The organism is Halobacillus sp. ABR2_026, from assembly GCF_056158545.1.
The window spans coordinates 2,724,534-2,738,518 of sequence record NZ_JBSWTM010000001.1 but is presented as its reverse complement, the minus strand read 5'-3'; the positions used below and the strand labels follow the sequence as shown (position 1 = coordinate 2,738,518).

The 13,985-nt window shown below is 43.0% G+C and carries 12 protein-coding genes, 1 pseudogene and 1 other annotated feature; of the genes and pseudogenes, 10 read left to right on the top strand and 3 right to left on the bottom strand.

The window, feature by feature from the left end; all coding sequences use genetic code 11:
• The first annotated feature begins 19 nt into the window (after positions 1-19).
• Entirely contained in the window at positions 20-592 is a 573-nt protein-coding gene (locus ACXADE_RS14255) for a TVP38/TMEM64 family protein (RefSeq protein WP_474981111.1), read from the top strand.
• A gap of 17 nt (positions 593-609) precedes the next feature.
• Here the strand turns inward: ACXADE_RS14255 and ACXADE_RS14250 are convergent, their stop codons facing one another.
• Entirely contained in the window at positions 610-1,029 is a 420-nt protein-coding gene (locus ACXADE_RS14250) for a sigma-w pathway protein ysdB (RefSeq protein WP_474982235.1), read from the bottom strand.
• Positions 1,030-1,144: 115 nt separating this feature from the next.
• Here ACXADE_RS14250 and ACXADE_RS14245 point away from each other — a divergent pair, with 115 nt between their 5' ends.
• Both ACXADE_RS14245 and ACXADE_RS14240 read left to right on the top strand, forming a co-directional pair.
• The gene (locus ACXADE_RS14245) at positions 1,145-1,627 is read left to right on the top strand and encodes a dUTP diphosphatase (protein WP_474981110.1); all 483 of its coding nucleotides are present in this window, start codon (positions 1,145-1,147) and stop codon (positions 1,625-1,627) included.
• An 84-nt stretch (positions 1,628-1,711) separates the two neighbouring features.
• Positions 1,712-2,797: a M42 family metallopeptidase gene (locus ACXADE_RS14240; RefSeq protein WP_474981109.1), complete on the top strand. Its 1,086-nt coding sequence runs from the start codon at positions 1,712-1,714 to the stop codon at positions 2,795-2,797.
• A gap of 46 nt (positions 2,798-2,843) precedes the next feature.
• Here the strand turns inward: ACXADE_RS14240 and sspI are convergent, their stop codons facing one another.
• A complete protein-coding gene (sspI, locus tag ACXADE_RS14235) occupies positions 2,844-3,059 on the bottom strand; it encodes a small acid-soluble spore protein SspI (RefSeq protein WP_474981108.1) in 216 nt (71 codons plus the stop codon).
• Between the two features lie 115 nt (positions 3,060-3,174).
• Here sspI and ACXADE_RS14230 point away from each other — a divergent pair, with 115 nt between their 5' ends.
• From ACXADE_RS14230 to pheT, 3 genes are all read left to right on the top strand, one after another.
• Positions 3,175-3,909, top strand: a complete 735-nt coding sequence (locus ACXADE_RS14230) for a TrmH family RNA methyltransferase (RefSeq protein ID WP_474981107.1) — start codon at positions 3,175-3,177, stop codon at positions 3,907-3,909.
• 58 nt (positions 3,910-3,967) lie between these two features.
• Positions 3,968-4,186: a binding site (T-box leader), on the top strand.
• 65 nt (positions 4,187-4,251) lie between these two features.
• Complete coding sequence (gene pheS / locus ACXADE_RS14225; RefSeq protein ID WP_474981106.1) at positions 4,252-5,286, top strand: phenylalanine--tRNA ligase subunit alpha; 1,035 nt, start codon at positions 4,252-4,254, stop codon at positions 5,284-5,286.
• 15 nt (positions 5,287-5,301) lie between these two features.
• Positions 5,302-7,728 carry a phenylalanine--tRNA ligase subunit beta gene (pheT, locus tag ACXADE_RS14220; RefSeq protein WP_474981105.1) on the top strand — a complete coding sequence of 809 codons (2,427 nt, stop codon included), beginning with the start codon at positions 5,302-5,304 and terminating at the stop codon, positions 7,726-7,728.
• Positions 7,729-7,873: 145 nt separating this feature from the next.
• Here the strand turns inward: pheT and rnhC are convergent, their stop codons facing one another.
• A complete protein-coding gene (gene rnhC / locus ACXADE_RS14215; RefSeq protein WP_474981104.1) occupies positions 7,874-8,812 on the bottom strand; it encodes a ribonuclease HIII in 939 nt (312 codons plus the stop codon).
• A 147-nt stretch (positions 8,813-8,959) separates the two neighbouring features.
• Between rnhC and zapA the strand changes: the two genes are divergently transcribed.
• From zapA to ACXADE_RS14195, 4 genes and pseudogenes are all read left to right on the top strand, one after another.
• Complete coding sequence (gene zapA, locus ACXADE_RS14210; protein ID WP_474981103.1) at positions 8,960-9,250, top strand: cell division protein ZapA; 291 nt, start codon at positions 8,960-8,962, stop codon at positions 9,248-9,250.
• A 3-nt stretch (positions 9,251-9,253) separates the two neighbouring features.
• Positions 9,254-9,796 (top strand): CvpA family protein, encoded by a 543-nt coding sequence (locus tag ACXADE_RS14205; RefSeq protein WP_474981102.1) that lies wholly within the window; start codon positions 9,254-9,256, stop codon positions 9,794-9,796.
• A gap of 103 nt (positions 9,797-9,899) precedes the next feature.
• Positions 9,900-11,624 carry a DNA polymerase/3'-5' exonuclease PolX gene (gene polX, locus ACXADE_RS14200; RefSeq protein WP_474981101.1) on the top strand — a complete coding sequence of 575 codons (1,725 nt, stop codon included), beginning with the start codon at positions 9,900-9,902 and terminating at the stop codon, positions 11,622-11,624.
• A gap of 15 nt (positions 11,625-11,639) precedes the next feature.
• Positions 11,640-13,984, top strand: a pseudogene (locus ACXADE_RS14195) (endonuclease MutS2).
• Position 13,985 lies beyond the last annotated feature (1 nt).

Genomic DNA, 13,985 nt, shown 5'->3' with positions numbered 1-13,985 from the left:
AGACAGGGAGGGGGATGAGATGGGCGACACAGCAAGTACCATCTTTGCATGGTTAGAACATCAAGAAGCCTGGGCACCGCTCTTATTCATAGCTATTCATTTATTACGACCGTTTTTCTTTTTGCCTGTTATGCTAGTTTGTATTACAGGCGGCGTATTATTTGGACCTATTGCAGGTAGTGCCTATTCGGTAGTAGGTACCATGCTTTCGAGTTTATTGTTTTACCGTACGATCCGTCTCGTTCCTTCAGGGTTGAAGAAATTGGGGTTGCTGAAGGAAAAATGGCTGAAGAAAAATACTCACTTGACCGTTCAGCAGGTTGCTGTACTTAGGCTCGTGCCATTTATTCATTTTCATTTACTTTCTTACTGCTTATTGGAGATCAGCTCGGATTTTAAGGAGTATGCGAAGTCATCGCTTTTTGCTAACCTGCCGCTTGCTGTCGTTTATACATCTGTAGGTCAATGGATATCTTTGTTTTCCATTCCGGTAATGATTCTCTTTTCAGGAGCTTTGATCGTGGTGTGTTTCATGATCCGGAAAAAATACGAAGTACTTTTATGGAGAGATTTCTTTCAAACAAGTCCATAAAGAAAAGCCTCATTCCTTCAGGAGTGAGGCTTTTTTTCATCATGGTTATTTAAAGGGTGAATAATTAAACGGTTCATAGGATATTTCCATTCAATCGACGCATAAGGATAACGGATAAGTATTTCTTGTTCCATAAAATAAATATCTTCTCTGTCTAATCCCTGTAATCTTTCAGGGTTATGGACACTGACGCTGATGTTGACCACTTCAAACGCATCTTCAGTAGTTCCTAAGTATTTCTCACCTTCGAAAACGTGTCCTTTCAATGTCATAAGGAAGTTCTCTTTTGTATTCTCTTTGTTATCATGAAAATAGAACTGTTTTTTGTCTCTGGCAAGTTCCAGCTTCCTTCTTGGATTGACAATGAATCTATAGGCAGTATAAATAATAAAGGCAATAGCGATAAGTAATAGTAGACGGAATAAAAGGATGATCATTGATTTCATCTCCCTGTAAACAAGTTCTTTTGCTTCCATACGTATGAACGTATCCTTTTGTTTCAAAAAATGGTACATTAATTGAGAAATTTTTATGATGAAGGAGAAGAAGATTATGAATTGGAAATCTTTGTACAAAAGACAACAGAAATTAGATCAGTATATTGAAGAACAGCACGGGATTGAAAAGGGGGGGAAGATTGAAGAAAAAATCCTTGCCTTGCTTGTTGAGCTTGGAGAACTTGCGAATGAAACGAGGTGTTTTAAATTTTGGAGTAAAAAAGGGCCGAGTGAAAAATCTGTAATTTTGGAAGAGTATGTAGACGGTGTCCATTTCCTCCTATCCTTAGGCTTAGATTTTGATTACCGGTACACATCTTCTTCACTGGTCGAAGCAGCGTCTGAAACAACCGCCTTTCTCAAAGTGTATCGTTCCATTGAGAACTTCAAAGAAAAGAGAGATGAGGCGTCCTATCAACAAGCCTTTTACGATTATCTTGCGTTAGGATTTACCCTTGGAATAGCAGAACAGGAATTAATTGAAGCATATGAACGAAAGAATGCCATCAATTTCGAACGTCAGGACCAGGGATATTAACATGACAGGAAACAGAATTTTTTGTGAAATCGCTTCAAAAGGTATATAATATCCATTGGATAGGAAAAGGAGGAAATTATACATATGGCTAAAAAAGACGAAACATTACAAATGTTGAAGGATTTGACAGATGCCAAGGGTGTTCCCGGTAATGAAAGGGAAGCGCGTGAGGTTATGAAACAGTACATCACTCCGTATGCGGATGAAGTATTTACCGATAATCTGGGAAGCTTGATTGCAAAAAAAGTGGGTAATAAAAAAGGTCCAAGCGTCATGGTTGCCGGTCACCTTGATGAGGTAGGCTTTATGGTTACACGGATCGATGATCAGGGGTATATTTACTTCCAAACGGTCGGAGGCTGGTGGAGCCAGGTGATGCTCGCTCAGCGTGTGACGATTATGACACGCAATGGGGACTTGACGGGTGTCATTGGATCAAAACCTCCACACATTCTGCCTCCGGAACAGCGTAAAAAAGCTGTGGATATTAAAGATATGTTTATTGATATAGGAGCATCCAGTAAAGAAGAAGCAATGGAGTTTGGGGTTAAACCAGGGGATTCAGTCGTTCCATATTTTGAATTCACGCAAATGAAGAATGAAAAAATGCTTCTTGCGAAAGCATGGGATAACAGAATTGGTTGTGCGATTGCCATTGAAGTGTTGAAGCAGCTGAAAGGTGAAAAACACCCGAACGTCGTTTATGGCGTGGGAACCGTTCAGGAAGAAGTGGGCCTTCGTGGAGCTCGCACATCTTCAAACGTCATCAACCCGGATATTGCTTTTGGGGTAGATGTTGGAATTGCCGGAGATACCCCAGGTGTTTCTGACAAAGATGCTTCAAGCAAAATGGGAGAAGGTCCACAAATCATATTATATGATGCTTCGATGATTTCCCATAAAGGATTGCGTGACTTTGTGACGGATACAGCAGATGCCCATGAGATTCCATACCAGTTTGATTCACTAGCAGGCGGTGGAACGGATTCCGGTGCGATTCATTTAAGTCATGATGGCGTACCTGCCTTGTCCATTACCATTGCAACCCGCTACATTCATTCTCATGCAGCGATGCTTCACCGTGACGACTTCGAGAATGCTGTACGATTAATCGTTGAAGTCATTAAAGGACTTGATACGGATAAAGTACAGGAAATCACATTTAACTAATGGCCGCCGTATGAAAAAAGCCAACCTGATGCAGGTTGGCTTTTTCTTATTGGTTTTGTTTTAAACCCTGTGCTAAAGTATCGAGAATTTCTTGTTTTTCCTGCTCATTGGATTCTCTCCAAAGGGTTTCGAAGAAGACTCCAAGACCTGGAAGCATCTTTTCTTCCCCTTTTTGCATGGCATCATCGATAGTCGCTTCCAATTGTTCAGCATTATGCCCGCTGACATTGGAAAGGATGGCAGCCCTTAAATTCAAGTTCATTGTTCATTGATCCTCCTTTGCTGCAAAGCTTCGTGATTATTCTTTTTTAGTTTGACCAACCATGGTCCGGCTATGTATGATGAATGAGAATAAACACGTAAATGAGGGAACTGCTATGTTGACTTCCTTACAAAACACGAAAGTGAAGGAATGGAAAAAACTACATAAACGTAAGTATAGAAACCAAACAGGAACTTTTATCGTTGAAGGCTTCCACCTCGTGGAAGAGGTTCTCAAAAGTGAATGGGAAATTGTTGAAATGATTATACGTGAAGGGACTCAGTTCCCTGTACCGGAAACCATTCCATCCGTTACAGTGAGTGCACCTGTCTTCCAGGTGGTCGCTGAAACAGAGACACCTCAAGGGGTTGCTGCAGTCGTCAAGCAGAAAAAGGATTCCATCCAACCAGCGGCTTTGACTTTGATGCTTGATTCTGTTCAGGACCCGGGAAATGTAGGGACACTGATCCGGACCGCAGATGCTGCTGGATTTGATCAGGTAATCCTTGGGTCAGGAACAGTGGATGCTTACAATGATAAAGTTATCAGAGCTACCCAAGGTTCGATTTTCCATATTCCAGTGATCACTGAAGAATTATCAGAGGCGACTGCCGTCCTGAGGTCAGAAGGAGTCAGGATTTGGGCGTCTGCATTAGAAAAAGCTGTACCTTATAAACAACTGTCATCACCTGAAAAGGCGGCTCTGATTGTAGGGAATGAAGGACAAGGGATTCAGCAATCCCTTTTGGATGCAGCGGATGAACGTGTATATATTCCGATCTATGGTCAGGCGGAGTCGCTGAATGTAGGAATTGCAGGTGCTGTTCTGATGTATCATTTAAAAGGATGACCTTGCATCCGTAAGATTCTTTGACTATAATATATTCAGTTGATAAAAATGAATGAATATAAAAGCTGTGAATGAGCCGAGTAGATAGATGCAGATCATTTAAGGGAGGAAGCACCATAGACTGGAAGTGCTTCTAATGTGGCATGTATTGAATTTTCACTCTGGAGCTGGCCTTTTGGCCCGGATCTTATCCGTTATTATACATCAAAGTGGGCACGTGTATATGTGTCAACAAGGGTGGTACCGCGAACCGATTTTTACAAGTCTCGTCCCTTTTTCAGGGGATGGGACTTTTTTATTTGTTCATCGTTGTATAAACGAATATAAAAAGGAGGAAAAAGCATGAAAGAACGTTTAGAAGAGCTGCAGCAGGAAGCGTTGACCAAAGTAGAGCAGGCGAATTCTGTCCAAGGCTTGAAAGATGTGAAGGTCGAATACTTAGGGAAAAAAGGCCCGATTACGGAAGTTTTAAGAGGAATGGGGAAATTATCGAAGGAAGAACGTCCGGTTATTGGTCAATTAGCTAACGATGTTAGGGAACGTATTGCGGAAGCCATCGACACGAAACAGTCGGCTCTTGAAGATGCGGAGTTGGAAAAACAGTTGGAAGAAGAAAGCATTGATGTCACACTTCCAGCACGTCCTGTTAATGTTGGCGGACCTCATTTATTGACGAGTATTGTAGAGGAGATTGAGGATCTTTTCATCGGGATGGGTTTTGAAATAAAAGAGGGCCCTGAAGTTGAAACTGATTATTATAACTTTGAAGCGTTGAATCTTCCTAAAGGACACCCGGCAAGGGACATGCAGGATTCTTTCTACATTACCGAGGAACTATTGATGCGTACCCATACCTCTCCAGTCCAGGCACGTACGATGGGAGCTAAGGATGGAAGCGAACCGGTAAAAATGATTTGTCCAGGGAAAGTGTATCGACGGGATACAGATGATGCGACTCACTCTCATCAATTCACACAAATTGAAGGTCTGCTTGTTGATAAAAATGTACGAATGAGCGATCTGAAAGGTGTTTTGAATGCTTTTGCCAAGCAAATGTTCGGAGCAGATCGTGACATTCGTCTTCGTCCTAGTTTCTTCCCGTTTACAGAACCTTCTGTTGAGATGGACATCTCGTGTAAAGTGTGTGGAGGAGAAGGATGTTCTGTTTGTAAAGGAACCGGCTGGATTGAGATCCTCGGTGGTGGGATGGTCCACCCTAACGTTCTTGAAATGGCTGGATATGATCCGAAAGAATATTCTGGTTTCGCTTTCGGAATGGGACCGGAACGAATTGCTATGTTGAAATATGGAGTCGACGATATTCGTCATTTCTACACAAACGATATTCGATTCTTAGAACAGTATCATAAAGCTTAAAGGAGGAATGAAAACATGCTTGTATCATTAAATTGGCTGCAGGAATTAATTGATGTCAGTGCCTATACACCTGAAGAACTGGCAGAAATCATTACGAAAACAGGAATTGAAGTAGAAGGTGTAGAGCCGGTAGCGGAAAAAGTCACGGGAGTTGTCGTTGGCTATGTGCACTCCTGTGAGCAGCACCCTAACGCAGATAAATTGAACGTTTGTCAGGTAGACGTAGGCGAGGAAACCCTGCAGATTGTATGTGGGGCGCCGAACATCGCACAAGGACAAAAAGTAGCGGTTGCGACACCGGGAGCGGTTCTGCCGGGGAATTTTAAAATTAAAAAGACAAAGCTTCGAGGAGAAGAATCGAATGGTATGATCTGTTCGCTCCAGGAACTCGGTGTTGATGAGAAAGACGTACCGAAAGAATACGCAGACGGAATCTTCGTCTTCCCTGAAGATGCCGAAGTGGGAGCTAACGCGATCAGCCTGTTGAACCTTGATGACTTGATTATCGAGCTGGGACTGACTCCTAACCGTTCCGATGCGTTAAGTATGGCTGGAGTCGCTTATGAAGTAGCAGCAGCTATTGATGGTACTTACGAACTGGCTGAAGAGAATGTTGAAACTTCACAAGAGAAGGCATCAGACGGTTTGTCAGTCGTTGTGGACGATACAACAGCCAACCCCTACTATGGGGCATTCTTAATTAAAGACATTAAAGTCGGTCCATCGCCTCTATGGATGCAAAACCGTCTGACAGCAGCTGGAATCAGACCAATTAATAATGTCGTGGATATTACAAACTATGTTCTTCTTGAGTATGGCCAGCCACTTCATGCTTTCGATTACGACAAGTTCGGTTCTCATACTATTGTCACACGCAGAGCTGAAGAGGGAGAGAAGATAACGACTCTGGATGATCAGGAGCGGATGCTGAAGAAGGATCATCTTGTCATTACGAATGGTGAAAAAGCCCATGCCATTGCAGGCGTCATGGGTGGTGCAGAATCTGAAGTCCAGGAAGATACCTCAACGATCATTCTGGAGGCGGCTTACTTCCATCCATCAGTCGTAAGGGAAGCTTCTAAAGATCATGGATTACGCAGTGAATCAAGCACACGATTTGAAAAAGGTGTCGATCCGAATCGAGTAGAAAGAGCAGGGCGGAGAGCTTGTGAACTTCTTTCTCAATATGCAGGTGGCACGGTCTTGGAGGGAGTCGTGTCGCATGATGAATTGGATCGCTCAGAAAAACAAGTCACGGTCAATGCAAATAAGATAAATGACCGCCTGGGTACGGAGGTTACCAATGAGGAAATGGGGGATATCTTCCGTCGTCTTCAATTCAACTATGAACAAGACGGAGATACGTTCTACGTATCCATCCCTACGCGACGAGGAGACATTACGATTTTTGAGGATATGTTGGAAGAAGTCGCACGTATTTATGGATATGATAACTTACCATTCACGCTGCCTCAAGGAGCTTCACAGGCTGGAGGTCTCTCTCTCGAGCAGCTGCTGAAGCGGAAAGTGAAAGCCTATTTTCAAAGTGCGGGTCTTCATGAAACGATTACGTATTCTTTGACGCATGAAGATAAAGCGCAAATGCTCGTAAGTCCAGAAGTGAAGGATAAAGCTATAAGTCCTGTGGCTCTTGCTATGCCGATGAGTGAAGATCATGGAACGCTTCGTTTGAGCATGATTCCGGAATTGTTGGAATCTCTCTCCTATAATGTTGCACGTAAACAGGAACATCTAGCGTTTTATGAAGTCGGTACCGTATTTATAAGTGAAGAAGAAAAAGTGACGAAACAGCCGGATGAAATGCTTCGAGCCTCTGGAGCACTTACAGGGGAATGGCTTTCCCATCCGTGGCAGCAGGAGAAAAAGTCCGTCGATTTCTTTGTCGCTAAAGGTATTGTAGAGGGGTTAAGTGACCAACTGGAACTAACCTTCTCCTATGAAAAAGCGAAGCTTGATCATATGCACCCTGGGCGTACAGCTGTTGTCTCTGTGAACAGTCAGGTTATCGGCTTTGTCGGGCAAGTTCATCCGAAGCTGCAAAAACAGCTGGGACTTAAAGAAACCTATGTCTTCGATATAAATTTGGAATTCTTGTTCAATCAATACAAGAAGGAAGAAAAGTTCCAGACGATTCCACGTCATCCGTCGGTTTCTAGAGATATTGCTCTTGTCGTAGACGAACAGATCACGGCTGGTGCGATTGAGGAGACGATTGCGGAAGCGGGTAATCCATTGGTCAAAGATGTTCAAGTCTTCGATCTTTATCAAGGGGAACATTTAGATGTAGGGAAAAAATCCCTGGCTTTCCGTTTGCTTTACCAAGATCCTCTACGTACGTTAAAGGATCAGGAAGTGGAAGAAACACACAAATCTATTTTAGAAGCAGTGAAAACTCAACATCAAGCTGAACTTCGAGGCTGATCAATCATAAAAGCTCAGAGTGTAGACACTCTGAGCTTTTATTTTAAGATCTGTGAATGACCTTTCATGCCAGGGAGGAAAGAACCATTGGCATTTTCTTCGGACAAGTCATGGACTTCTCCCAGCCGAACCGATCGGTCACGGATCACTTCAAATATTTTTTCGCTTTTTCTGTATTCGCGAAATGGACTTTTGCCAACTCTTCAAGTTTTTCTTCACCATAAGCTTCAATAATGGAAGCAGCTGCCCGGTCCACTTTTGAAGAAGCGCCTTTGGGAACGGGGAGGCCAGTATCAAATTCCATCTGGTTCATGGCTTTGACAAAAGCGGATCTAGCAATGATGGAAGCTGTGGCAACAGCGATTGAATAGCTTTCAGCTTTTGTCATAAAGTAAACGTGTTCCTGGAGATATTGGTTTTCGCTTTTTAGATGTTTTTTATACACATGGGGCTCCGAAAACTGATCAATCAATATTCCCTCAGGTTTCTCAGGTTCAATTTTCTCAAGGAGACGATTCAGGGCCTGGTGGTGGAGCATGGTTTTCATTTTACCCTGGCTCCAGCCTTTCCGCTGCCACTGATTGTATTTTTTATTCGGTAATCTGAGCAGGCTGTAGGGTATTTTCAAGGCGACAATATCTTTCGCTAGGTTCGTGATCTGGGCATCCGTAAGATTTTTTGAATCTTTAATCCCAATAGCTTTCAATTGGGATATTTGTTCTCTGGTAACATAAGCTGCCGCTACAGTGATCGGACCGAAATAATCTCCTGTCCCGGCTTCATCAGAGCCGATGTGTGAGCTTGTAAACAATAGTTCGTCAGGGTGAAAGGCGTGCCGTTTCTTTTCTTGGTGCTTTGAAGTTCCGGTGGAGGAAGAAGATGCATCCCCCCATTTTTTTGCTTCCTTTTCAGGTTTTTGACCTTGGAACAAAACTTTTCCTGATTTGTAGGCGGTGATGGTGCAACTAGCAGTCTTGGCTGCAAACAAGGCACTGGGCGGCGGGTTATGCTTTAACTGGGAAGTATAATGTTTCTTCATATCCTCTAATTTTGAGGCTGGTAATTTTAAGACGACTTGGGGCATAATCGGTTCCTTTCTGTCAAAAATGATAGGATTAGTATAGCAAACACGATGATAAAAGAGAACATTTGTGAAAAACATCCGTATTGGTTTCCTATTTGTCAAGCTTCGTGTTAATATTAAGTTTAGGATTGAGAGAAACTAGGGGGTATGAATGTGTCGCAGTCAGACCAAGAGAAAAAAAGAATTACAGTGGAGATCAACAGACGGTCTTACACTATAGTTGGTCATGAAGAGCCCCATCATATCCGTATGGTATCCAGTCTGGTGGATCAGAAAATGCGCGAGATCCATGAAGCGAATCCTAGTCTGGATACAGCCAAGCTCGCTGTTTTGACCGCTGTGAATACAATGAATGAATATATGAAATTAAAGGAAGAATGTACAGAACTTATGAATTATATCGAAAAGAAAGAGAAAGAGAAAGAGGACAGAGGGTAAAAAATGATTGATTTATTGTTGCTTTTCATTTTGTTTATAGGTGTAATAACAGGGTTGAAAAGGGGGTTCATCCTCCAGCTTTTCCATCTCATCGGTTTTGTAGTGGCTTTCGTACTAGCTGTGCTCTACTATGATGACCTTTCTCCAAAACTAACGTTATGGGTTCCCTACCCTGAACTGCCACAGGATTCTTCCTGGGCGATCTTTTTAGAAAATCTGCCTTTGGAGCAGGCCTTTTATAATGCAGTTGCATTCGCTATCATCTTTTTCGGGGCTAAAATCATTCTACATATCATTGCGTCTATGTTGGATTTTGTATCGGAACTGCCGATTTTAAACTCATTGAATACGTTACTAGGTGGAATATTAGGCTTTATCGAAAATTATGTTATTTTATTTGTGGTGCTGTACATAGCGGCACTTGTACCCTTGGCAGGCGTGCAGGGTGCTTTGGATGGATCGATACTTGCGCAGCTGATCATTGAACATACACCAGTTTTTTCTGACCAATTGAAAACGCTGTGGATTGATCATGTAGCTGGCTGAGGAAGACGTTAGGATAAAGGTACAGGTAGAGCCGCTGTGATCATGATCATGGCGGCTCTTTTTCATTCAGAAAACATAATAGAACAAGAGGAGAAGATAACCTATGGCGATTGATAAAAAGCAAGTGATTAAGTTATTGGAAAAGATCGCAGTGTACTTAGAGTTGAAGGGAGAAAATCCTTTTAAAATATCCGCTTACCGAAAAGCTGCCCAGGCGCTGGAACGAGATGACAGATCCTTGAGTGAAATGGAAGACTTCACAAAAATGAAGGGGATTGGAAAAGGGACCGCTGCCGTCATTGATGAATACTTATCCAATGAAGAATCAGATACCCTCAAGCAATTGCAGGCAGAAGTCCCGGCAGGTCTTGTCCCTCTGCTCGATTTACCTGGACTCGGAGGGAAGAAGCTTGCAAAGCTGTACCAACAATTGGGAGTTACAGATGCAGAGACATTAAAAGAAGCTCTTGAGGCAGGAAAAGTAGAAGCGTTAGAAGGCTTTGGAAAAAAATCAGCTGAGAAGATGTTGAAGGCTATTGAAGAAGCAGGAGCCCGTCCAGAGCGTTTGCCAATCGCCATTATGCTTCCACTGGCTGAGAAAATTGAAGCTTTTCTGAAAGAGGGCGATACCTTTTCACGTTTTTCACGAGCTGGAAGCTTAAGGAGAATGCGGGAAACCATCAAAGACTTAGATTTTATCCTGGCCTCAGAGAATCCTGCCGCCACTCGTGATGAACTCCTTTCTTATCCAGACATCAAAGAGGTCATTGCTTCAGGTGAGACGAAAGTTTCTATGGTCGTAAATGAAGGGTATGATATCGGAATTGACTTTCGAATTGTAGCTCCAGAAGCATTTGCAACGACCTTGCATCATTTTACCGGGTCTAAAGATCATAATGTTGCGATGCGTCAGCTTGCTAAAGAGAATGATGAAAAGATTAGTGAATATGGCATTGAAAATGTAGAAACGGGAGAACTCAAGACGTTTGAAACTGAAGAGGCATTCTTCCATCATTTTGGACTGCACTTCATACCGCCTGAAGTAAGAGAGAATTATGGGGAAGTCGAAAAATTCCAAGAACCCGTAGATCTAGTGGCCCAGGAGGATGTACGAGGAGATCTTCACATGCACTCAACGTGGAGTGACGGGGCCCAATCCATTAAAGAGATGGCTGAAAAGGCAAAAGCAAAAGGATATGAATATATTGCCATCACGGACCACTCTAAGTTTTTGAGAGTGGCTAACGGATTGAATGAAGAGCGTCTGCGTCTTCAAAGACAGGAAATTGATAAAGTCAATCAAGAAATGGACGACTTCCATATTTTTGCCGGTATTGAAATGGATATCCTTCCGGACGGAACCCTGGATTTTGAGGATGACTTTTTACAAGAGATGGATTTCGTGATCGCTTCTATACATTCAAGTTTTCAGCAATCACAGGAACAGATTATGCAAAGGTTAACCACAGCACTTGAAAATCCAAATGTGCATATGATTGCCCACCCAACCGGTCGCTTGATTGGCCGTCGTGAAGGTTATGATGTCGACCTTGAAACTTTAATCGAAGGGGCTAAACGAACAGGAACGGTTCTTGAGCTGAACGCTAACCCTAATCGTTTGGACTTGAATTGGGAATGGCTGATGAGAGCTCAAGAAGAAGGTGTGAAAATAGCAGTGAACACGGATGCTCACAGTTATCCAATGTTAGATCATATGAGAATTGGAATCGGGGCCGCACGTAAAGGATGGCTAAGGAAAGATACAGTTATTAACACTTGGACGAAACAACAGCTGATGGATCTATTCAAGATCCAGAAGGAGCAATAAAGGAGACGGTTACACATGAATCAACGCATCCTTCATGTACTGGAATTTAAGAAAATCATTGAACAATTAAATGAGCAAGCGGCCTCTTCCTTAGGTAAAGAGAAGACATCCGCATTAAAACCTTCTTCTGACCTTGAAATGGTTCGCCACATGCAATTGGAAACGGATGAAGCAAGACAAGTGCTGCGATTGAAAGGTCATGTACCTCTTGGGGGCATTTTTGATATAAAGCCGAGTTTGAAGCGTACGACTATTGGCGGCACGCTGAGTGCTCTGGAATGTCTTGATATTGCAAGCACCATTTATGGCGGCAGGCAGCTTAAGCGATTCATAGAAGATATGGAAGAGCCTGACATGCCGATTTTGAGAGAGAAGGTTAGTTCTGTCACACCATTAAGAGAATTGGAAACGGAAATAAGAAACTGCATTGATGAACATGGCGGGGTAATGGATGGTGCGTCAGAAAAGTTGAAAGGCATTCGATCGAATATCGCACGTATGAAAGCAGAGTGAGAGACAAAATGGAGTCGTTCACCAGATCCAAATCCAAAATGCTTTCAGATGCTATTGTGACCATTAGGAATGAACGTTATGTCCTCCCCGTGAAACAGGAATATCGAGGATCCATCGGTGGAATCGTCCATGATCAGTCTTCTTCTGGTGCGACATTGTTCATTGAACCTCAATCCGTCGTCGACCTGAATAATCAGCTTCAGGAAGCCCGGGTTCAGGAAAGAAATGAAATTGAAAAAATACTCAAAGAGCTTTCTGAAGCGATTGCTGAGAATCATGAAGTCTTGTATGAAAATGTCCATGTGCTGGGCCATATTGATTTCATGTTTGCGAGGGCGAAACTAGGGAAACAAATGAGGGCAGCTATGCCTAAAATGAATGATGAAGGCCGTATCGATATGAAACAGGCACGACATCCTTTGATATCGGAGGAAGAAGTTGTTCCAAATGATATTGAAATCGGCTCAGACTATACATCGATCGTCATCACTGGACCGAATACAGGTGGTAAGACCGTCACGTTGAAGCTTGTAGGTTTATGTACTTTGATGGCACAGTCCGGTTTACAAGTACCTGCCTTGGATGGATGTGAAATGGCTGTCTTCAAAGAAGTTTATGCGGATATCGGAGACGAACAGTCCATTGAGCAGAGCTTGTCCACGTTTTCTTCTCATATGACTAATATCGTAGACATCCTGGACAAAGTGGATGACCAATCCCTAGTCCTATTTGATGAACTTGGTGCGGGTACCGATCCCCAGGAAGGGGCGGCTCTTGCCATGTCCATCCTTGATGAAGTTGTAACCCGGAAAGCAAGGGTCATCGCTACTACCCACTATCCGGAGCTTAAAGCATATGGTTATAACCGTCCGGATGTCATCAATGCTTCGGTTGAGTTTGATATCCAGACGCTTAAACCGACCTACCGGCTTTTAATCGGAGTGCCTGGGCGGAGTAACGCTTTTGAAATATCCAGACGCCTGGGACTACGTGAGTCGGTTATAGAATCAGCGAAAAGTCATATCGGCGTCGACTCTCAAAGTGTGGAAAATATGATCGCATCTTTAGAAGAGTCAAAACGTGGGGCTGAGCGTGATTACGAAGAAGCAGAGCGTCTGCTTTCTGAAGCGGAAGAACTCCGTAATGAATTGGAACAGAAATGGAATCAATTTGAAGAGCAACGTGAAAAGCTCTATGAAAAAGCAGAAGAAAAAGCGGATAAAGCGATCCGCCAGGCAAGAGAAGAAGCAGAAACCATTGTAGGCGAAATTCGAAATATGAAAACAGATGCTCAATTAAAAGAGCATGAGTGGATTGAAGCCCGTAAAATGTTTGATGAAGCAAAACCGGAACTCGCTAAGAAAAAGCCTAAAGCAGCTCCCCCTTCTAAGAATGAGACGAAGGAATTGAATCAAGGAGATGAAGTGAAACTGCTTACGTTGAACCAACAAGGAACAATCGTTGAAAAGACCGGGAAGAACGAATATCAAGTCCAGGTCGGGGTAATGAAAGTGAAAGCCAAACGTAAAGAACTTGAGTTTGTTAAAGCCAAACAGCCGTATAAAGAAAAGCCCATGGCAACGGTGAAAGGAAAGAACTTCCATGTGAAGACAGAACTCGATCTGCGTGGAGAACGTTATGAGGATGCATTAAATCGATTGGAAAAATATATTGATGATGCACTTCTGGCAGGTTACCCGAGAGTATCGATCATCCATGGAAAAGGAACAGGAGCTCTTCGGACAGCTGTTCAGAACTATGCGAAGAATCATCGTAGCATTTCTGCTCATCGAGCAGGTGGTATGAATGAAGGTGGAAGTGGAGTAACTGTTCTGGAGCTTGGTTAAA